Source organism: Xanthomonas albilineans (assembly GCF_009931595.1).
Lineage (GTDB): Bacteria > Pseudomonadota > Gammaproteobacteria > Xanthomonadales > Xanthomonadaceae > Xanthomonas_A > Xanthomonas_A albilineans.
Genome location: NZ_CP046570.1, coordinates 805,062 through 828,865 on the forward strand (window position 1 = coordinate 805,062; position 23,804 = coordinate 828,865).

At 59.2% G+C, this 23,804-nt stretch carries 1 protein-coding gene; it reads left to right on the forward strand.

Annotated features, from left to right (window positions below):
* The first annotated feature begins 446 nt into the window (after window positions 1-446).
* Complete coding sequence (locus XaFJ1_RS03575; protein WP_238988317.1) at window positions 447-23,720, forward strand: non-ribosomal peptide synthetase; 23,274 nt, start codon at window positions 447-449, stop codon at window positions 23,718-23,720.
* Window positions 23,721-23,804 lie beyond the last annotated feature (84 nt).

Consider the following 23,804-nt stretch of genomic DNA (forward strand, 5'->3'; position numbering starts at 1 on the left):
GCGATGGTCGTTGCGACCAGTCGTGCCGCCGCCATGTTGAGGCTGCCATCTGTGTTAGCGGTGGTGACGGTGGTTTGAACTTGACCAGCTTGCTTTCCAGGTGGCAATGTAACTGGAGTAAGCTCCGACAAGTGGTGGAGCTGAAGATCGAGAATCTGTGGCGGGTAGCATCGATTCGGCCGCTGCTGGTTCAATGGCACTCAAGTTGATGCGTTGAACTCCATCGGCGCGACCGCCTGCCCAACATTTGCTGATATTTGCTTTATTTACCTGTATCCGTGCCATGGTTCTGGCGTCTACGGGCGCTGTTGCGATTCCGTATTTTTCTTTCGCAAATAGGAATCAATTATGAAAAAAATATTAAAAAATAGTTCAGCTCATCGATAGTGGTTGACGCTTTGTAAGGAATTCAACTTTGCGAGGGTGGTATGGAAGATTTCGAAGTAATGGTTCCGAAAGTTGATGGTCAAAACGCTTTCGCTAGTGTGAATGATGATGCCTGGTTCCCATTGTCCGCAAATCAGCGCAATTTATGGTTTTTATACAAGTTACAGCCGGAGTTGCAGGGGAATTACAACATCAGCTTTTTCGCACGTCTTCTTGGTGAGGTTGATCTTGATTTATTGGATCAGGCGATTGCAGAGCTAATGAGGCGCCATGCGATGTTGCGCACTCGCTTTCGTGAGGCGGGCGAAGAGCCTGAGCAAAGAAGCGAGCGTTTTGCGCGGGCGCAACTTCAAGTGGTTGATGTGTATGGGGTGAATTCCTCAGCTCTTGATCGTATGGTCAAGGAAGATAGCGTTCGGCCTTTCGATCTCACAGTTGCTCCGTTATTTAGAGTCGGGATTTATCGGGTCAATGCGCAAGAAAGCGTTATTGTTTTGACATTCAATCATCTTGTGGTGGATGGTTGGTCGCTTTGGCGTTTGATCGAAGAATTGGGTGTTATTCTGGAGGGAATTGGTGGCGCTGCGCCATTACGCCCGGTGGTCTCTTGTGGCAGTGAATCGAAGCCGAGCTACTTCGATTATGTGTGCTGGCAACGTGATTGGATTAACGGTGATGGCGGAAGTAAGCAATTTTCTTATTGGAAGGAATTGCTTGCTGATGAGGTTCCATCCTTGAATTTGCCGGTACGCACGCCACGGGCGGCGTTTCCAGCGAAGCACCGAGATGCCATCTACTTTGGTTTGGACATGGAGTTGTCCATGAAGTTGAATAATTTTTCAGATCGCTGTAATTCCTCGATCTACGTGGTCTTGCTGGCGGCTTATTTCATTTTGTTGCGTCGGATTACGGGTCAGGATGATTTCAATGTCGGATCGCCGATGCCGGCTCGGAGAGGGAAGAAGTGGTCCGATGTCACCGGGGCATTCTTTAATCAGGTCGTCTTGCAAGCTAATTTCGATCCTGATCTTACCGTCGGGGAGTTGCTGCGCAGAGTGCGTAGTCGCGTTAGGCGTGCGATGGAAAATCAGGATTTTCCATTTTTCGAGTTGGTCGAACGACTTAATCCTCATCGAGAGGAAAGTCGTTCGCCATTTTTTCAGACCATGTTCGTATTTCAGAATCCGCGTGGCTTTGGCGATGCGTTGAATATTTTGGTCGGCGATGATGAAATTGCGCCTGTGCATTGGGGTGGTTTGCATCTCGTTCACTTCTGCCATCCTCCGATTGCTGGTGCTGCAGCACTTGACCTTGTATTAGAGGCGGTCAAATGGGGAGAAAAGATAGGTTTCATTCTGGATTTTGATCCATTGCTTTTCGAGCGTTCGACGCTGGAGCAGTGGATGGGACATTGGCGTCATCTGTTGGAAGCCATGGTGGCCGAGGGCGCTGAAGATCAGGTGGTGGATCGTCTGCCATTACTGTCTGAGGCCGAGCTCCATCAAGTGTTGACGCAGTGGAATGCAACTGCGGAAGATTATCCGCGCGATGCGTGTGTACATGAGTTGTTCGAGAGGCAGGTGGCGCGTGATCCATCGGCCATCGCGGTGGTGCAGGGCGAGGTGTCGCTGACATACGGCGAGTTGAATGCGAGGGCCAACCGTCTGGCGCATTACCTGCGCGAATTGGGCGTGTGCCCGGACGATCGCGTGGCGATCTGCGTGCAGCGTAGTGTGGAGATGGTGCTGGCGTTGCTGGCGGTGTTGAAGGCCGGTGGTGCGTATGTGCCGCTGGATCCCGCCTATCCGCCGGAGCGACTGGCCTACATGCTCGCCGATTGTGGTGCGGTGGCGGTGCTGACGCAGACCGCCAGCCGCAGCCTGATCGAGGAGAGTGCTGCTTCGGCCGTGATCGTCGATCTGCACGTCGACGCCGAGCGCTGGGCACAACTGCCGGACAGCAATCCGGATCGCAATGCCATTGGTTTGGCTACGCGCCATCTGGCGTATGTGATCTATACGTCCGGATCGACCGGTACGCCCAAAGGCGTGATGATCGAGCACCGGGGTTGTGTCAATTTATACCATCACTACGCTCTTGGCTATTTAAGGCAGGGCGAGAAGGTATTGGTTGTTTCTTCTTTTTCTTTTGACCTGACGCTTAAGAATATTTTTTCTCCATTATTTGTTGGTTCTACTGTCGTATTGGCGCCGGCAGTTGTAATGGTGGGGTCAAGTATTTTGAGTCTTCTTGAGTCGAGTGGTGCCGCATTGATCAATTGTGCGCCAAGTCAGTTGTATGGAGTTTTTGATGAATGCGGGTCTGGAAATAAGGAAATTCTGCTTGATCAGTTGCGCTATATTGTACTTGGTGGAGAGCCGATAAAAGGAGATCGCCTTTCGGCGTGGATTTCAGGCAATGAAAAGTATGTATTTGTAAATAGTTATGGGCCCGCTGAAATCACGGACGTTGCTGTCGATGGTGTTATCAAAGATCTCTTTGCATCGGAGACGATGCCAATCGGTCGTCCTATCGCCAATACGCGCATCTACATCCTGGATGCACACGATGCGCCAGTTCCGGTCGGGGTAGTGGGTGAGTTGTATATCGGCGGCGATGGAGTGGGGCGTGGGTATCTAAATCGTGACGACTTGACCGCCGAGCGCTTCCTCACCGATCCATTCAGTGCCGATCCGGCTGCGCGGATGTACCGCACTGGCGATCTGGGGCGCTGGCGTGCCGACGGTACGATCGAGTTTGTCGGACGCAACGATCACCAGGTCAAGATTCGTGGATTCCGCATCGAATTGGGCGAGATCGAGGCACGACTGAGCGCGCATGCGGATGTGCGCGAGTGTGTGGTGGTGGCGCTGGAGGATGCGACAGGCACGGGCAAATGGCTGGTGGCGTACTGGGTCGGTGCCGAGGAGGTGACGTCCGAACATCTGGGCGCAGAAACTTTGCGCAGCTGGCTATCGGATGTGCTACCGGATTACATGGTCCCAGCCGCCTATGTGCGGTTGGATCGCCTGCCACTGACCCCGAACGGTAAGCTGGATCGCAAGGCATTGCCAGCACCGGATGGGTCGGCTTATGCAGCGCATGCGTATGAAGCGCCGCAGGGCAACATCGAACAAACGATTGCCACGATTTGGAGCGATCTGCTTGGTCTAGAGAACATCGGGCGGCACGATAATTTCTTCGCTCTGGGCGGTCACTCGTTGCTGACGGTACGGGTCGCTTCGTGCTTGCGTCAGCAGTTGGATATCGAGATCGGCGTAGCCGACCTATTTGCGCATGCGACGCTCCAGCAGCTTGCCGCGCGTGTGGCGTCTTCCTCTAGCGCGGTCTTGCCACCGATCGTACCACTGGAGCCGGATGCGTCGCGCGTGCTGTCGTTTGCGCAGCAGCGGCTCTGGTTTCTGTCGCAATTCGAAGGCGTCAGCCAGGCGTATCACATCAGCGGCGGCCTGCGTTTGCGTGGGGCGCTGGACACCCAGGCGTTGCAACGTGCACTGGATCGCATCGTGGCGCGGCACGCATCGCTGCGCACGACCTTTGGGCTGGTCGATGGGCAGGCGCTGCAGCAAATCGCCGCCGAGGACAGCGGCTTCCAGTTGATCGTTCACGATCTACGCGAGTTGGTTGAGCGCGAGGGCGCGCTGGAGCGTTTATTGGCCGATGAGGCGAAAGCACCATTTGCTCTGGAGCGCGGCCCGCTGATCCGTGGCCGGCTGGTGCAGCTTGCCGATGACGAGTCCGTGCTGTTCGTGACAATGCACCACATCGTCTCGGACGGGTGGTCCTTGGGGATTTTGATCGACGAACTGAGCGTGCTGTATCGGGCATTTGCACGTGGCGAGGCCGATCCGCTAACGCCATTGCCGATCCAATATGCCGATTATGCGAGCTGGCAGCGGCAATGGCTGACGGGCGAGGTGCTGGATCAGCAGGCCAGTTACTGGCGCGAGACGCTGTCCGGTGCGCCGGTGCTGCTGGAACTGCCGACGGATCGTCCGCGTCCAGCCCGTCAGGACCATGCCGGCGCGACGCTGGAGGTGGTCGTCGGTCCGCAGCAGGCACAGGCGCTAAAGGCGCTGAGCCAGCGGCATGGGCTGACGTTGTACATGACGTTAATCGCGAGTTGGGCGTTGCTGCTATCGCGGCTTTCCGGGCAGGAGGATGTGGTCATCGGCAGTCCAGTGGCCAATCGTGGTCGCTCCGAGACCGAAGGGCTGATCGGCTTCTTCGTCAATACGCTGGCATTGCGCGTGGAGTTGTCTGGCTCGCCGACGCTGGCGCAACTGCTGGCATCGGTGAAGGCGCGTGCGCTGCAGGCGCAGGCGCATCAGGATATCCCGTTCGAGCAGGTGGTGGAGCTATTACAACCGCCGCGCAGCCTGGCGCATGCACCGTTGTTCCAAGTGATGTTGGCGTGGCAAAACACACCACATGGTGAGTTGGATCTTGGCGAGATAGAGACCAGTGAAGTTGGCGTCGCACAGACGAGCGCGCAGTTCGACTTGTCGTTGTCTTTGGCGGAGAGCGAAGAGGGGATTGTCGGCAGTCTGACCTATGCCACAGCGCTATTCGAGCATTCGACTCTAGAGCGGTGGATGGGACATTGGCGCCATCTGTTGGCGGCGATGTTGGCCGAGGGCGCCGAAGATCAGGCGGTGGATCGTTTGCCATTGCTGGACGAGGTCGAGCGCTATCAGGTGCTGACGCAGTGGAATGCAACTGCAGAGGATTACCCGCGCGATGCGTGTATACATGAGTTGTTCGAGAGGCAGGTGGCGCGTGATCCATCGGCCATCGCGGTGGTGCAGGGCGAGGTGTCGCTGACATACGGCGAGTTGAATGCGAGGGCCAACCGTCTGGCGCATTACCTGCGCGAATTGGGCGTGTGCCCGGATGATCGCGTGGCGATCTGCGTGCAGCGTAGTGTGGAGATGGTGGTGGCGTTGCTGGCGGTGCTGAAGGCCGGTGGTGCGTATGTGCCGCTGGATCCTGCCTATCCGCCGGAGCGGCTTGCCTATATGCAATCCGATTGCGGCGCGGTGGCGGTGCTGACGGATGCCGCCAGCCGCTACCTAGTCGAGGACAGTGCCGCTACGGCAGTGATCGTGGACCTGCAAGCCGACGGCGAGCTCTGGGAGCACCTACCGGACAGCAATCCCGACCGTCATGCCAATGGCCTGACCGCACGCCATTTGGCGTATGTGATCTACACGTCCGGATCGACCGGTGCGCCCAAGGGCGCGATGAACGAGCATCGCGGCTTGGTCAACATGGCTTGCGCTCAGAAGAAAATATTATTCTTAAATTCCAATAGCCGTATCTTGCAGTTTGCCTCTTTCAGTTTCGATGCCTGTACGTTCGAAATTATGATGGCGATCTGCTGGGGGGGCGCATTATTTATCCCATTCAATAATGAAATTATGGTGGGAGATGATTTTTTTGAAATAATCAAGAAAAAGGAAATCACCAACGCGACGTTGCCACCAACAGTGTTGCCTACGGTGTCAAATGTTGAAGAGTTGGTCTCTTTGCAAACGGTTGTCGTTGCAGGTGAGGCACTGCCTGCTGCGATGGTGAAACGTTGGGGTGAAGGAAGACGTTTGATCAATGCATATGGGCCCACGGAGACGACGGTCTGTGTCAGTGTGCATGAATGTGATGCGAATGCGACGGGAGCACCACCGATCGGTCGTCCGATTGCTAATGTGCGCATCTATATCCTCGATGCACACGGCGCACCAGTTTCGATTGGAGTGGTGGGCGAGTTGTATATCGGCGGTGATGGCGTGGGGCGTGGGTATCTCAATCGCGACGACTTGACCACAGAACGCTTCCTCATCGATCCATTCAGTACCGATCAGACAGCGCGGATGTACCGTAGTGGCGATCTGGGTCGCTGGCGTGCCGATGGCACGATCGAGTTTGTGGGCCGCAACGATCACCAGGTCAAGATCCGTGGTTTCCGCATCGAGTTAGGCGAGATCGAAGCGCGTCTGAGTGCGCATGCAGATGTGCGCGAGTGCGTGGTGGTGGCGCTGGATGCGGCGGCAGGCAGCGACAGGCGGTTGGTAGCGTACTGGGTTGGTGCCGAGGATGTAGATGCACAGAGATTGCGCAGTTGGCTATCGGATGTGCTACCGGACTACATGGTGCCGGCGGCCTATGTGCAACTGGACAAGCTGCCGTTGACCGCCAACGGCAAGCTGGATCGCAAGGCATTGCCGGCACCGGATGGTGCGGCTTATGCGGCGCATGCGTATGAAGCTCCGCAGGGTGAAATCGAACAAGCCATTGCGGTGATCTGGCGCGACCTGTTGGGTCTGGAGACGATCGGGCGGCACGACAACTTCTTCGCTCTCGGCGGGCATTCGTTGCTGGTGGTGCGGGTCGCGTCGCGCTTGCGTCAGGACTTGGGTGCCGAGATCGGCGTGGCCGAGTTGTTCGCCCATGCCACGCTCCAGCAGCTTGCCGCTTGTGTGGCGTCTTCCTCCGGCGCGATCTTGTCGCCGATCATGCCGCTGGCACCAGATGCACCGCGCGTGCTGTCGTTTGCACAGCAACGGCTCTGGTTCCTGTCGCAGTTCGAGGGTGTCAGTCAGGCATATCACATCAGCGGTGGCCTGCGTTTGCGCGGGCCACTGGAGAGGCATGCGCTGGAACGTGCGCTGGATCGCATCGTGGCGCGGCATGCATCGCTGCGTACGACCTTCGCCTTGATCGATGGGCAAGCATTGCAGCAGGTCGCTGCTGAGGATAGTGGCTTCCATTTGATCGCTCACGATCTGCGGGAGGTGCCCGAGCATGAGGTGGTGCTGGAGCGGCTGTTGGCCGAGGAAGCGCAGACACCCTTCGCGCTGGATCGCGGCCCGCTGATCCGTGGCGTGTTGGTACAGCTCGCCCACGACGAACACGTCCTCTTCGTGACCATGCACCACATCGTCTCGGACGGGTGGTCGATAGGGATTTTGACCAACGAGTTGAGCGCGCTGTATCGAGCGTTTGCACGTGGTGAAGCCGATCCTTTACCGCCGTTGCCGATCCAATATGCCGATTATGCGAGTTGGCAGCGGCAATGGTTGGTGGGCGAAGTATTGCAGCAACAGGCGACTTACTGGCGCGAAACGCTGTCCGGTGCGCCGGTGTTGCTGGAGTTGCCAACGGATCGTCCGCGACCTGCCCGGCAAGACCATGCCGGCGCAGCGCTGGAAGTGGTCGTCGGTCCGCAGCAGGCGCAGGCGCTGAAGGAACTCAGCCAGCGGCACGGGCTGACGATGTATATGACCTTACTCGCCAGTTGCGCGATGCTGCTATCGCGCTTGTCTGGACAGGACGATGTGGTGATCGGCAGTCCGGTGGCCAATCGTGGTCGCTCGGAGACCGAGGGGCTGATCGGCTTCTTTGTCAATACACTGGCGTTGCGGGTGGAGTTGTCCGGCTCGCCGACGCTGACGCAGTTACTGGCGTCGGTGAAGGAGCGTGCGCTGCAAGCACAGACGCATCAGGACATCCCGTTCGAGCAGGTGGTGGAATTAGTGCAGCCGCCGCGCAGCCTGGCGCATGCACCGTTGTTCCAGGTGATGTTCGCCTGGCAGAACACACCGCAGGGTGTGTTGAATCTTGGCGAACTCGACGCCAGTGGTCTGGGTGCGGCGCAGACGAGCGTGCAGTTCGATCTATCGCTGTCCTTGGAAGAAAGCAAGGATGGGATCGTCGGCAGTCTGACCTATGCCGCCGCGTTGTTCGAGCATGCGACGCTGGAGCGATGGATAGGTCATTGGCAGCATTTGTTGGCTGCGATGGTGGCCGAAGACGCTGACGATCGTGCGGTGGACCGTCTACCAATCCTGGGTGAGGCCGAGCGCCATCAGGTATTGATTCAATGGAATGCGACGGCGGCGGATTATCCGCGCGATGCGTGTGTGCACGAGTTGTTCGAGGCGCAGGTGGCGCGCGATCCCACGGCGATCGCGGTGGTGCAGGGCGAGACGTCGCTGACGTATGGCGAGTTGAACGCACGTGCCAATCGCCTGGCGCATTACCTGCGCGAGTCGGGTGTGCGCCCGGACGAGCGGGTGGCGATCTGCGTGCAGCGCAGCGTGGAGATGGTGGTGGCGTTACTTGCCGTGCTGAAAGCCGGTGGTGCGTATGTGCCGCTGGATCCTGCTTATCCGCCGGAGCGGCTGGCCTACATGCGTGCCGATTGCGGCGCGTTGACGGTGCTGACGGATACCGCCAGCCGGCACCTTGTCGAGGGCAGTGGTAATTCTACTGTGATCGTCGATCTGCAAGTAGACGGCACGCGCTGGGAGCATCTGCCTGACAGTAATCCCGACCGTCATGCCAATGGCCTGACCGCACGCCATTTGGCGTATGTGATCTATACATCCGGATCGACCGGCGCGCCGAAGGGTGTCATGATCGAGCACAGGAATCTGTGCAACTACGCATTGGATGCGGTGACGTTGTTCGGGGTGACGCAATCCGATCTCGTCTTGCAACAAAATTCGATCAGCTTCGATCTTTCGGTGGAAGAAATCTTCCCTGCCTTGCTTGGCGGGGCTGCACTTGTTCTTGCACCAACGATATTCGGTGCTGTGGATCATGGATGCGGAGAGATATCTTCGTCCCCACGGGTGACGGTGGTGCATTTGACGATGGCGCATTGGCATAGCCTTGTCGGCACATGGAAGCAATCGCCGGAACTGGCACGTGTACAACTGCAAGGCGTGCGACTTCTGAATGTCACTGGAGATGCCATATCTCCGCAGAAGCTAAGGGAATGGCATGCATTAAGGCCTCACAACATAGAAGTTGTTAATACCTATGGACCGACAGAGACCACGGTTTCTTGTACTGCAGAACATCTGACGCAAGATGCCGAATGCGATTCGGCTGTCACTATCGGACAGCCTCTCGCCAATACGCGTATTTATATCCTGGATATAAACAGTGCGCCGGTTCCGATCGGGGTGGTGGGCGAGCTGTATATCGGTGGCGATGGCGTGGGGCGTGGGTATCTCAATCGCGATGACTTGACCGCCGAGCGCTTCCTCACCGATCCGTTCAGCGACAATCCGACGGCGCGGATGTACCGCACTGGCGATCTGGGGCGTTGGCGTGCCGATGGCACAATCGAGTTTGTGGGCCGCAACGATCACCAGGTCAAGATCCGTGGCTTCCGCATCGAACTGGGCGAGATCGAGGCACGTCTGAGCGCGCATGCGGATGTGCGCGAGTGCGTGGTCGTAGCGCTGGAGGATGCGACAGGCACGGGCAAACGGCTGGTGGCGTACTGGGTTGGTGCCGAAGGCGTGACCTCCGAGCATCTGAGCGCAGAAACTTTGCGCAGCTGGCTAACGGATGTGTTGCCGGATTACATGGTCCCAGCCGCTTATGTGCGGTTGGATCGCCTGCCACTGACCCCGAATGGCAAGCTGGATCGCAAGGCATTACCCACACCGGATGGCTCGGCCTATGCGGCGCATGCGTATGAAGCACCGCAGGGGGAAATCGAACAGACCATTGCTGCGATCTGGAGTGAACTGCTTGGCCTGGAGAACATCGGGCGTCACGACAACTTCTTCGCCCTCGGTGGTCACTCGTTGCTCGGTGTGCGGCTGATTTCGCGTATCCGCAGCGCGCTGGGACTGGAATTGCCGCTGGCTACGTTGTTCGCTCAGCCGCGTCTGGTCGAATTGGCACAAGCCTTGGATTGTGCCAATTCCAGCACCTTGCCGGCCATTGTGCCGGCCGACCGTAACGCGGCATTGCCATTGTCCTACGCGCAACAACGGCTGTGGTTCCTGGCACAATTCGACAGTCGCGCCGCGCAGGCTTACACCCTCGCCGGCGGCGTGGACCTGCACGGCGCGCTGAATCTGCCCGCGCTGCAACAGGCGCTGGATCGCATCGTCGCCCGCCACGAAGCCCTGCGCACCTGCTTCGTGACCGACGACGACGGCGCCACCCAGTCGATTGCTCCTGCGGATGTAGGCTTTGCGCTGACGTGTGCAGATCTGCGCAACACGCCAGATGCCCAGGTCGCCGCGCAAGATCAAGCCGAACAGGAAACCAACACGCCCTTCGACCTGAGTCGTGGTCCGCTGATCCGTGGTCGCCTGTTGCAGCTGGCCGAGCAGCAACATCGTCTGCTGGTGACCATGCACCACATCGTTTCGGATGGCTGGTCGATGGCGTTGCTGGTGCAGGAACTGAGCGCGCTGTACGCCGCCTTCGTGCAAGGCCAACCCGATCCCTTGCCGCCGTTGCCGATCCAATATCCCGATTACGCCGTGTGGCAACGCCGTTGGCTCGAGGGGCCGCTGTTGCAACGTCAACTTGGCTTCTGGCGCGAGCACCTGCATGACGCGCCGGCACTGTTGGAACTGCCTACCGACCATCCGCGCCCAGTATTGCAGGACTATCGTGGCGATCATGTCGACATCACCCTGGATGCCGAACTCACCGATGCCCTGCGTGCCCTGAGCCAACGCCACGGCACCACCGTGTTCATGACCGTGCTGGCCGGCTGGGCCGTGCTGTTGTCACGACTGTCGGGTCAAGACCAGGTGGTGATCGGCGCACCCGTCGCCAATCGCACCCGCAGCGAACTCGAAGCGCTGATCGGGTTCTTCGTCAACGCCCAGGCACTGCGCATCGATCTGCGCGGTGCGCCCACCGTCGCCGACTTGCTGGCCCAGGTGCGCGTCACCGCACTGGCCGCGCAGGATCACCAGGACGTGCCGTTCGAACAGGTGATCGAAGCGCTCAATCCCGAGCGCAGTTTGTCTGCGCAGCCGGTGTTCCAGGTCGTGCTCACATGGCAGAACGTGCCCGAGGCCGAGTTGGTCCTGCCCGACATTCGGTTGCAGCCGCTCTCGGCACAGGCCGGCGATGCCAAGTTCGATCTGGAGTTCTCGCTGCACGAGCAGCAGGATCGTATCGTCGGCAGCCTGGGGTATGCCACGGCGTTGTTCGACCGCAGCACCATCGAACGCCATCTGGCTCAGTTCGTGACCCTGTTGCGCGGCATGGTCGCCGACGTGCACGCCCGCGTCGCGCAATTGCCGCTGTTGCCCGCCGACGAACGCGTGCAATTGCAGCGCTTCACTGTCACCGAGAGCACGTCGCTTCCACCGGCCACCTGCATCCACTCCCTGTTCGAAGCGCAGGTACAGCGCACACCCGATGCCATCGCGGTGCGCGAAGGACAACGCACCCTGCGCTATGCCGAACTGGATGGCTGCGCCAATCGGCTCGCCCAGCGTCTGCGCCGCTCCGGCGTCGGTGTGGAGAGTCGAGTCGCCTTGTACCTGCCGCGCAGCATCGAGCAAGTGGTCGCGGTGCTCGCCACGCTCAAGGCCGGCGCGGCGTATGTGCCGCTGGATCCGGAACTGCCCAGCGAACGCCTGGCCTTCCTGCTGGAGGACAGCCGCCCGCGCGCAGTGCTGACCTGCACCGATCTGCAGGATCATCTCCCAGCCAGTCGCGCCATGTTGCGCGTGAGCGTGCTGACCCTGGACGACATTGCCGATAGACAACACGATGATCCCGGCGCGCCGAATGTCCCCGGCCTGTGTCCGGACAATCTGGCCTACGTCATCTACACCTCCGGTTCCACCGGCCAACCCAAGGGCACCTTGCTCACCCATGCCGGCGCCGCGCATTATCTGCAATGGGCCGTCGCGACCTATCGGCCAACTCCCAGCGCGGTGGTGTCCTCGTCGCTGTCCTTCGATGCCACGCTGACCAGCCTGCTCGCCCCGTTGCTGTGCGGTGCGCAGGTCGAACTGCTGCCCGACCACGACACCCTCGACGCCCTGCGGCAACGCCTGTGCGATCCGACTCCGCTAGGCTTGGTCAAGCTCACACCGGCGCATCTGGAAGTGCTGGGCCAGCAATTGGCCGACCATCCAACACCGCTGAACTCGGCGGTGATGGTGATCGGCGGCGAAGCGCTGCCGCCCGCCACGCTGGCGCGTTGGCAAGCCCTCGCGCCCCATACCCGGCTGATCAACGAATACGGCCCGACCGAGACCGTGGTCGGTTGTGCGGTCCACACGACCACCGCTGACGATGCACATGCGTCCAACGGACGCGTGCCGATCGGTCAACCGATTGCGCATCTGCGTCTGTACGTGCTCGATGCCTACGGACAACACGCGCCGATTGGCGTGGCTGGAGAGCTACATATCGCCGGGCCACAGCTGGCGCGCGGGTATCTTGGCCGCCCCGATCTGACCGCCGAACGTTTCGTCCCCGACCCGTTCGCCGAACAGCCCGGCCAACGCATGTACCGCAGTGGCGATATCGCCTGCTGGCGTCCCGACGGCACGCTCGATTATGTCGGCCGCAACGACGACCAGGTCAAACTACGCGGGTTCCGCATCGAGCTGGGCGAAATCGCCGCCGCGCTACGCGCCTGCGCGGGCGTGCAGGATGCCGTCGTGTTGCTGCGCGAGGACCACCCGGACGAACCGCGATTGGTGGCCTATCTGGTCGGCGATGTCGATGGTATTGCACTCAGCCCGGAGGCCATGCGTACCCAACTCGACGTGCGCCTGCCCGACTACATGTTGCCCACCGCTTACGTGCAACTGGAAACGCTGCCGTTGACCGCCAACGGCAAGCTGGATCGCAAGGCGTTACCAGCACCGGATGCTGCGGCCTATGCGGCGCGTGCATATGAAGCACCGCAGGGTGCCATCGAACAGGCCATTGCCGCGATCTGGGGCGACCTGCTCGGTCTGGAGACGATCGGTCGGCACGACAACTTCTTTGCTCTCGGTGGACATTCCTTGTTGGCGGTGCGGGTCGCCTCACGCTTGCGCCAGGAGTTGGGTGTTGAGATCGGCGTGGCCGAGTTGTTTGCCCATGCGACGCTCCAGCGACTTGCCGCGTGTGTGGCGTCCTCGTCCGCTGCCGTGTTGCCGCCGATCACGCCGCTGGCGCCGGATGCGCCGCGCGTGCTGTCGTTTGCGCAGCAGCGGCTTTGGTTTTTGTCGCAGTTCGAGGGTGTCAGTCAGGCGTATCACATCAGCGGCGGCCTGCGCTTGCGTGGGGCGTTGGACACCCAGGCACTACAACGCACCCTGGATCGCATCGTGGCCCGGCACGCGTCGCTGCGCACGACTTTTGCGCTGGTCGATGGGCAGGCATTGCAACAGGTCGCCGCCGAAGACTGCGGCTTCCAGTTGATTGCCCACGATCTGCGCGATGTGCCCGAGCGCGAGGCGAAGCTGGAGTGGCTGTTAGCCGAGGAGGCACAGGCACCCTTCGCGCTGGAGCACGGCCCGCTGATCCGTGGCGTGCTGGTACGACTTGCCGATGAGGAGTCCGTGCTGTTCGTGACTATGCATCACATCGTCTCGGATGGTTGGTCGATGGGGATTTTGATCAACGAGCTGAGTGTGCTGTATCGGGCCTTCGCACGTGGCGAAGCCGATCCGCTAGTGCCGTTGCCGATCCAGTACGCTGATTATGCGAGCTGGCAGCGGCGATGGCTGGAAGGCGAGGTGTTGCAGCGGCAGGTCGCTTATTGGCGCGAGGCGCTGTCTGGTGCGCCGGTACTGCTGGAACTACCGACGGATCGTCCGCGTCCGCCCAGGCAGGACCATGCTGGAGCAACGCTGGAAATGGTCGTGGAGCCACAGCAGTTGCAGGCGCTGAAGGAACTCAGCCAGCGGCACGGCCTGACGATGTATATGACGCTCTTGGCGAGTTGGGCATTGCTGCTATCGCGCTTGTCTGGACAGGACGATGTGGTGATCGGTAGTCCGGTGGCCAATCGTGGCCGCTCGGAGACCGAAGGGCTGATCGGGTTCTTCGTGAACACGCTGGCGTTGCGGGTGGAGGTGTCGGGTTCACCGACGCTGGCGCAACTGTTGGCGTCTGTGAAAGAACGTGCGCTGCAAGCGCAGGCACATCAGGACATCCCGTTCGAGCAGGTGGTGGAACTGGTGCAGCCGCCGCGCAGTCTGGCGCATGCGCCGCTGTTCCAGGTGATGTTCGCGTGGCAGAACACGCCGCAGGGTGAGCTGGATCTTGGCGAACTCGAGGTCAGTGGGCTGGGTGCGACGCAGACGAGCGCGCAGTTCGATCTGTCGCTGTCGTTGGAAGAAAACACGGACGGGATCGTGGGCAGTCTGACCTATGCCACGGCGTTGTTCGAGCATGCGACGCTGGAGCGGTGGATGGGCCATTGGCGGCATCTGTTGGCGGCGATGGTGGCCGAGGGTGCCGAAGATATGGCGGTGGATCGTCTGCCGTTGCTGGACGAGGCCGAGCGGCATCAGGTGTTGACGGAGTGGAATGCAACGGCAGCGGATTATCCGCGCGATGCGTGTGTGCACGAGTTGTTCGAGGCGCAGGTGGTACGTGATCCCTCGGCCATCGCGGTGGTGCAGGGTGAGGTGTCGCTGACGTATGGCGAGTTGAATGCGCGAGCCAATCGGTGGGCACATTACCTGCGCGGATTGGGTGTGCGCCCGGATGATCGCGTGGCGATCTGTGTGCAGCGTAGTGTGGAGATGGTGGTGGCGATGCTGGCGGTGCTGAAGGCGGGCGGTGCGTATGTGCCGCTGGACCCGACTTATCCTGTGGAACGTCTTGCCTACATGCTGGAGGACAGCGCTCCTGTGGCTGTTCTGGCGCAGACATCGACCTTGAACCTGCTGTCGGCCGGATCAGCGCCGATCGTCAATCTGGATGAGTCGTACTGGCATGCCCAGTCGGTGGCGAATCTGTCGATCGACGGCCTAACCTCGGCCCATCTGGCCTACTTGATCTACACCTCCGGCTCCACTGGCCGGCCTAAGGGGGTGATGGTCGAGCACAGCAATACGGTGAACCTGCTGACCTGGGCGCAGCGCTCTTTCGAAGCATCAGTCCTGGCCAAAACCCTATTCTCCACGTCGTTGAACTTCGACCTGTCGGTCTATGAATGCTTTGCGCCGCTGATGTGTGGTGGTGCGATCGAGGTGGTCGATAATCTGCTGGCGCTGCAAACAGATCAGCATGATGTCACGTTGATCAACACCACTCCTTCAGCACTGAAGGGATGGCTGGAATCGGGTGGGCAAGGCGAGGGGGTACATACGGTCAACGTATGCGGTGAAGTGTTGAAGCGTCAGGTTGTCGAGGATCTTTTTGCCAAGACGCAAGTCGAACGCCTATGCAATCTGTACGGGCCATCGGAAACCACGACGTATTCGAGTTGGGTGTCGATGGCGCGTCACGATGGTTTTGTGGAGCATATCGGCAAGCCTTTGGCAAATACGCAGTTTTATTTGCTGGACAAGTATCGACAGCCTGTGCCGGTGGGCGTCATGGGGGAAATCTATATTGGCGGTGCAGGTGTCACGCGTGGATATCTGAACCGCGACGACTTGACAGCAGAACGCTTCCTTACAGATCCGTTCAGTACTGATCCGACGGCACGGATGTACCGCACTGGTGATCTGGGGCGCTGGCGTGCCGACGGCACAATCGAGTTTTTGGGACGCAACGATCATCAGGTCAAGATCCGCGGTTTCCGCATCGAGTTGGGCGAGATCGAAGCGCGGCTGAGCGCGCATGCGGATGTGCGCGAGTGCGTGGTGGTGGCGCTGGAGGATGTGGCAGGGACGGACAAACGACTGGTGGCGTATTGGGTCAGCGCAGATGGCGTAACGTCCGAGCATCTGGGCGCGGAGGTTTTGCGCAATTGGCTATCGGATGTACTGCCGGATTACATGGTGCCGGCGGCCTATGTGCAGTTGGATCGCCTGCCCCTGACCCCGAACGGCAAGCTGGATCGCAAGGCATTGCCAGCACCGGATGCCGCGGCCTATGCGGCGGTTGCTTATGAAGCGCCACAGGGCAACATCGAACAAACGATTGCCACGATTTGGGGCGACCTACTGGGTCTGGAAACGATCGGGCGGCACGACGACTTCTTCGCTCTCGGCGGACATTCGTTGCTGGCGGTGCGGGTCGCGTCGCGTTTGCGTCAGGAGTTGGCAGCCGAGATCGGCGTGGCGGAGCTGTTTGCGCATTCGACGTTGCAGCAACTTGCCGCGTGCGTGACGTCTTCGTCTGCTGCAGTATTGCCGCCGATCAAGCCCATGGAACCGGATGCACCCCGGTTGCTGTCGTTTGCGCAGCAACGGCTCTGGTTCTTGTCGCAGTTCGAGGGTGTCAGTCAGGCATATCACATCAGCGGTGGCCTGCGGTTGCGTGGGGCGTTGGAGACGCAGGCGCTGCAACGTGCGCTGGATCGCATCGTGGCTCGGCATGCATCGCTGCGTACGACCTTCGCGTTGATCGATGGTCAAGCATTGCAGCAGATTGCGGTCGAGGACATTGGCTTCCATTTGATCGTTCACGATCTGTGTGATGTGCAAGATCGCGAAACGGCATTGGAACGGTTATTGGCCGAGGAAGCGCAGGCACCCTTCGCGCTGGAACGCGGCCCGCTGATCCGTGGCGTGCTGGTACAGCTCGCCCACGACGAACATGTTCTCTTCGTGACCATGCACCACATCGTCTCGGACGGGTGGTCGATGGGGATTTTGATCAACGAGCTGAGCGTGCTGTATCGGGCTTTTGCATATGGCGAAGCCGATCCGCTACCGCCGTTGCCGATCCAGTACGCCGATTATGCAAACTGGCAGCGGCAATGGCTGGCTGGTGAGGTATTGCAGCAGCAGGCCAATTACTGGCGCGAGACACTGTCCGGTGCGCCGGTGCTGCTTGAACTGCCGACGGATCGTTCGCGTCCGTTCAGGCAGGACCATGCAGGGGCAACGCTGGAGGTGGTCGTCGGTCAGCAGCAGGCACAGGCGCTGAAGACGCTGAGCCAGCGGCACGGCCTGACGATGTATATGACGCTCCTGGCGAGTTGGGCGATGCTGCTGTCACGTCTGTCTGGTCAGGACGATGTGGTGATCGGCAGTCCTGTGGCCAATCGTGGCCGCTCGGAGACCGAGGGGCTGATCGGCTTCTTCGTCAACACGCTGGCGTTGCGGGTGGAATTGTCCGGCTCGCCGACGCTGGCACAGTTACTGGCGTCGGTGAAAGAACGTGCGCTGCAAGCGCAGGTGCATCAGGACATTCCGTTCGAACAGGTGGTGGAATTAGTGCAACCGCCACGCAGCCTGGCGCATACGCCGTTGTTTCAGGTGATGTTCGCGTGGCAGAACACGCCGCAGGGCAAACTGGATATTGGTGAGCTTCAGGCCAGTGGGCTGGGCACGTCTCAGACGAGTGCGCAGTTCGACTTGTCGTTGTCGTTGGCCGAAAGCGAAGCAGGGATCATCGGCAGTCTGACCTATGCCACGGCGCTGTTCGAGCATGCGACGCTGGAGCGCTGGATGGGCCATTGGCAGCATCTGTTGGATGCGATGGTGGCCGAGGATGCCGAGGATCAAGTGGTGGATCGCTTGCCGTTGCTGGGCGAAGCCGAGCGCAAGCAGATGTTGATGGAGTGGAATACAACGGCAGCGGATTATCCACGCGATGCTTGTGTGCATGAACTGTTCGAGTCGCAAGTGGAACGGACACCCTCGGCTATCGCGGTGGTGCAGGGTGAGGTGTCGCTGACGTATGCCGAATTGAATGCGCGGGCCAACCGTCTTGCGCATTACCTGGGCGAGTTGGGCGTACGCCCAGGCGACCGTGTAGCGATCTGCGTACAGCGCAGCGTGGAGATAGTGGTGGCGCTGCTGGCGGTGCTGAAGGCCGGTGGTGCGTATGTGCCGCTTGATCCGGCCTATCCGCTTGAGCGGCTGACCTACATCCTTGCCGATTGCGACGCCGTTAGGGTGTTGGCGGTTAGGGACACCATCTTGCCAGAGCCGCTTGAGGTCTTGCGAGTCAATATCGACGATGCAGCAGTGAATGCTGTGGAATCTGACAATCCCGGATTGCGCCCACATGGCAGCACAAGTGCTTATGTCATGTACACCTCCGGTTCGACAGGGCTGCCGAAGGGGGTCGAAATCCCGCATCGAGGGATCAATCGTCTAGTATTGAATAACGGATATCTGTCCTTCCATCCGAGCGATCGTATCGCTTTCGCCGCCAATCCGAGTTTCGATGCGACTACGTTGGAGGTCTGGGGCGCACTGCTCAATGGTGCGCGGCTGGTCGTCATCGAAGCCGATGTTTTGCTGAGTCCGGTACGTTTGGCAGAGGTGATCGAGTGCGAAGGTATCAGCATATTGCTTTTGGCGGCAGGGCTGTTTCATCAGTGCGCGGATAAGATGAAAGAAGGCTTTTGCCACTTGCGTTATCTGCTTGCCGGTGGCGATGCGCTTGATCCAAGCGTGGTGGCGAAGGTTTTGGCTGGCGACAGCCCGCAGCATTTCTTGAATTGTTACGGTCCCACGGAAATCACGACCATCGCCGCCACTTATGAGGTCGTGGAGATCGATGATGATTTGAGAAGTCTTCCGATCGGACGTCCGATCGCGAACACGCAGATCTACATTCTCGATGGGTACGGTGCGCCAGTTCCGATCGGAGTGGTGGGCGAGTTGTATATTGGCGGCGATGGTGTGGCGCGTGGGTATTTGAATCGCGACGAATTGACCGCCGAGCGTTTTCTCGCTGATCCGTTCAACGATGATCCGACGGCGCGGATGTACCGCAGTGGTGATCTTGGGCGTTGGCGTGCTGACGGCATAATCGAGTTTGTCGGACGCAACGATCATCAGGTCAAAGTCCGCGGTTTCCGCATCGAGTTGGGCGAGATCGAGGCGCGATTGAACGCATACGTGGATGTGCGCGAGTGCGTGGTGGTGGCGCTGGAGGATGCGACAGGGACGGACAAGCGATTGGTGGCGTATTGGGTCGGCGCCGAAGGCATAGATGCACAGACATTGCGCAGTTGGCTATCGGATGCGCTGCCAGACTACATGGTGCCGGCGGCCTATGTGCAGTTGGATCGCCTGCCGCTGACCCCGAACGGCAAACTGGATCGCAAGGCGTTGCCGGCACCGGATGCGTCGGCTTATGCGGCGCATGCGTATGAAGCGCCGCAGGGTGCAATCGAACAATCCATTGCCGAGATATGGCGCGACCTGTTGGGTCTGGAGAAGATTGGTCGGCACGACAACTTCTTCGCCCTTGGTGGTCACTCGCTGCTGGCGGTGACGCTGACCGAGCGCATGCGCAAGCATGGCTTGCAGGCCGATTTGCGCACCTTGTTCGCTACGCCGACGCTTGCGGCACTGGCCGCAGCGAGCGGTGCGGTGTCGGTCAGTGTTCCACCCAATGCCATTGCGCTCGACAGTGCAGTGATTACGCCGGAGATGCTGCCGTTGGTGGCGCTCACGCAGCAGCAGATCGATGTCATTGTCACGATGACATCGGGTGGCTGCGGCAATATTCAGGACATCTATCCGCTGGCCCCGTTGCAGGAAGGAATTTTCTTCCATCACCTGCTGCAACGCAAAGGCGATGCCTATCTGTTACCGAACCTGATCGCGTTCGACAGCCGTTCGCGTTTGGATAAATTTGTCGATGCGCTGCAACACGTGATCGATCGTCACGATATCCTGCGCACGGCGGTGGTCTGGGAAGGACTGGCCGCGCCGGTGCAGGTCGTGTGGCGACGTGCGTCGCTGGTGATCGAGGAGGTTTGCCTGGAGCAGGCCGACGGCGATGTGGCTGCACAGTTGCAATCGCGCTTCGATCCACGGCACTGGCGCATGGATGTGCGTCAAGCGCCACTGATGCGCGGCTTTGTCGCACACGATCCGGCTAGTGGTCGTTGGTTAATGCAGTTGCTCAGCCACCACCTTGCCCTGGATCACACCACCCTGGAGATCGTGCTGGAGGAAGTCAAACGCCACATGTTTGGTGAGGCTGACAGCCTGCCAGCCCCGCTACCGTTCCGTAATTTTGTGGCGCAGGCATTGCTGGGCGTGAGTCGCGAGGAGCACGAGGCATATTTCCGCAGCATGTTCGGCGATGTGGATGAGCCGTGTGCGCCGTTTGGTCTGCTCGATGTACAGGGCGATGGATCGGATGTGGAGCAAGTGCGGCTCGAGCTGCCGGATCGGTTGTCGGCAATGCTGCGCAGCCAGGCGCGCGAACTCGGTGTGAGTGTGGCTAGCTTGTTTCATCTGGCCTGGGCGCAGGTGGTGGCGCGTGCGACGGGGCATGCGCGTGTTGTGTTCGGGACGGTGCTGTTTGGCCGCATGCAGGGCGGAGCGGGGGCCGACCGTGCGCTGGGCGTGTTCATCAATACTTTGCCGCTGCGGATCGAGATTGACGGGTCCAGTGTGGTGGAGAGTGTGCGCGAGGTGCAGCAGGGACTTGCCGCGCTGTTGCGGCACGAGCATGCGCCGTTGTCGCTGGTGCAGCGCTGCAGTGGTGTTCCGGCACCGGCGCCGTTGTTCACTTCGCTACTCAACTACCGGCATAGCGGCCATGCAGAAGATGATGCCGCGGCGATGGCCTGGGAGGGGGTCCAGACGCTGTCGAGTCAGGAGCGGACAAATTATCCGCTTGGCGTTTCTGTGGACGATGTGGGGTCTGGCTTTGTAGTGGAAGTGCAGTCGCAGCGGCCACAGGCTCCGGAGCGGATATGCGTGTTTTTGGTGAAGGCGCTGGAAGGGCTTGCTGATGCGCTGGCTCATGCGCCGGAGACGGCGGTGCGCGCGCTCGACGTTCTGCCTGAGGCCGAGCGCCATCAAGTACTGACGCAGTGGAATGAAACGGCAGCGGATTATCCGTGCGATGTCTGTGTGCACGAGTTGTTCGAGGCGCAGGTGTTGCGTGATCCCTCGGCTGTCGCGGTTGTGCACGGCGAGGCGTCGCTGACGTATAGCGAGTTGAATGCACAGGCCAATCGCTTGGCGCATTACCTGCGTGAGTTGGGCGTACGTCCGGACGAGCGAGTGGCGATCTGCGTGCAGCGTAGTGTCGAGATGGTGGTGGCGTTGCTGGCGGTATTGAAGGCAGGTGGTGCGTATGTGCCGCTGGACCCGGCGTATCCATCCGAGCGGCTGGTCTATATGCAAGCCGATTGCGGTGCGGTGGCAGTGCTGACGGATGCTGCCAGTCGTAGCCTGGTCGAAGACAGTGCCGCTGCGGCGGTGATTGTCGATCTGCAAGCCGACCGCGAGCGCTGGGGGCATTTGCCAGACAGCAATCCCGATCGCCACGCCAATGGCCTGACTGCGCGCCATCTGGTGTATGTGATCTACACGTCTGGATCGACCGGTACGCCGAAGGGCGTCATGATTGAACATCGTCATCTATGCAATCACGTTCTCTGGCAGGGGGCGTTATTTGGATTTTCATCGGAAGATCGTGTATTACAACGGACTTCGACTTCCTTCGACGCTTCGGGATGGGAGATATGGACAACGTTGTCTTATGGGGCATCCATTATCTTGACTTCTGCGGAAGATGCGAAAAATGTCGAGGCGATGGTTCGTATCATCAATGAGATGGGTGTGACGATTGTCCAGTTGGTTCCAAGTATTCTTCTGGCGATATTTGAATATTTTCAAGATAATATTCCATTCCGATGCCGATATCTATTCTGCGGTGGAGAGCGAATTTCCTCTTTTCTGGCTTTTCGTGCTCAAAAAATGGTTTCGGATGGAGTGATCAATTTGTATGGCCCTACCGAAGCAACGATTGATGCAACAGCATTTAAATATGAGGGGGCATCATGTGTGGGTACGACGCCAATCGGTCGGCCGATTGCTAACACGCGGATCTACATCCTCGATGGGCAAGGTGCACCAGTTCCGATTGGGGTGGTAGGCGAGTTGTATATCGGTGGCGATGGCGTGGGTCGTGGGTATCTGAATCGCGACGATTTGACCGCCGAGCGTTTCCTCGCCGATCCATTCAACATCGATCCGACAGCGCGGATGTATCGCACTGGCGATCTTGGGCGTTGGCGTGTCGACGGTATGATCGAGTTTGTCGGACGCAACGATCACCAGGTCAAGCTTCGTGGTTTCCGTGTTGAATTGGGCGAGATCGAAGCACGGTTAAGCGTGCATGCGGATGTACGCGAGTGCGTGGTGGTGGCGCTGGAGGATGCGGCAGGCAGCGACAAACGGCTGGTGGCGTATTGGGTCGGTGCCGAAGGTGTGGATGCTGCGGACTTGCGCAGTTGGCTGTCGGATGTGCTGCCGGATTATATGGTCCCGGCGGCCTATGTGCAGTTGGATCGCCTACCATTGAACCCGAACGGAAAACTGGATCGCAAGGCATTACCCGCGCCAGACAGCACTGCCTATGCAGCACGTGCGTATGAAGCGCCGCAGGGTGCGATCGAACAAACCATTGCCGCGATCTGGAGTGACCTGCTGGAGCCGGAGACGATAGGCCGGCACGATAACTTTTTCGCTCTCGGTGGACATTCGCTACTGGCGGTACAGGTCGTGAGCCGTCTCAAGCAGGCTGGAGTCGAAATCTCCATGGGCGATCTATTCGCTCATCCGGATATCATTTCATTGGCGGCGCATTTCCAGAAAGGGGAGTGTGAGGATGCTCGCGATGGCCTGATCCCCTTTCGTGAAGAAGGCAGTGAGCCACCGCTATTCTTTATTTATGATATTTCAGGGCATGCCATGTATGGCATGGAGATCGAGAAATTCTTGCGCGCCGGGATTCCGGTTTATGGTGTTGAATATCCTGAGGGTTCTTCGGTGCATTCCATGCAAGGCATGGCTGCTCAGGCAATCGAAAGAATTCGGCGGGTGCAGCCATCGGGTCCGTATCGTTTGGCTGGCTGGTCTTTCGGTGGAGTTGTGGCTTATGAAATGGCGAATCAGCTTATAAAGGCCGATATGCAAGTCGAATTTCTAGGTCTTCTCGATACGATGAATTTTTCGAGCGATGTTCGGTTGAAGGAAATGATTGCCTCTTTTTCTGGAGTCGAAGGTGGAGATGTTATTCGTCGCGTCTTGAGTGTGGAGAGTGTGGGTATGGAGAACGAAACGGAAGAATTCAACGAAATCGTGAATTTTTGCAAGCAGATGTTCTTGTCGCCAGAGCAGATGAAAGAGACAGAACAGATGATGCAAAGCGAAATTTTGGATTACACGATGTGTGCTGAATTCATGAAATCGGCCATTGAGTATGATGTGCCTTCAATTCCGATACGAGTACATCTATTTGAGGCTTCACACGCCGCGATGGTGCGTCCGCTTCAGCAAGGTCCACTCCAAAGTTGGCAAGGGATTTTGCCGAAGGATTCTATTTGTCACATTCAAGTTCCAGGCACGCATCAATCCATGGTGAAGCCGCCGTATGTGGAAATCTTATCGGTAGCTCTTGCGGAGGCAATAAGGAACGCCTGAGCAGTCGACTCGATGCGTCCCCCGCTTTCGAGTCGTATGCGGATGGCGGATGCGGAGTCCAATCGGGAGATTGGACTCCCAACC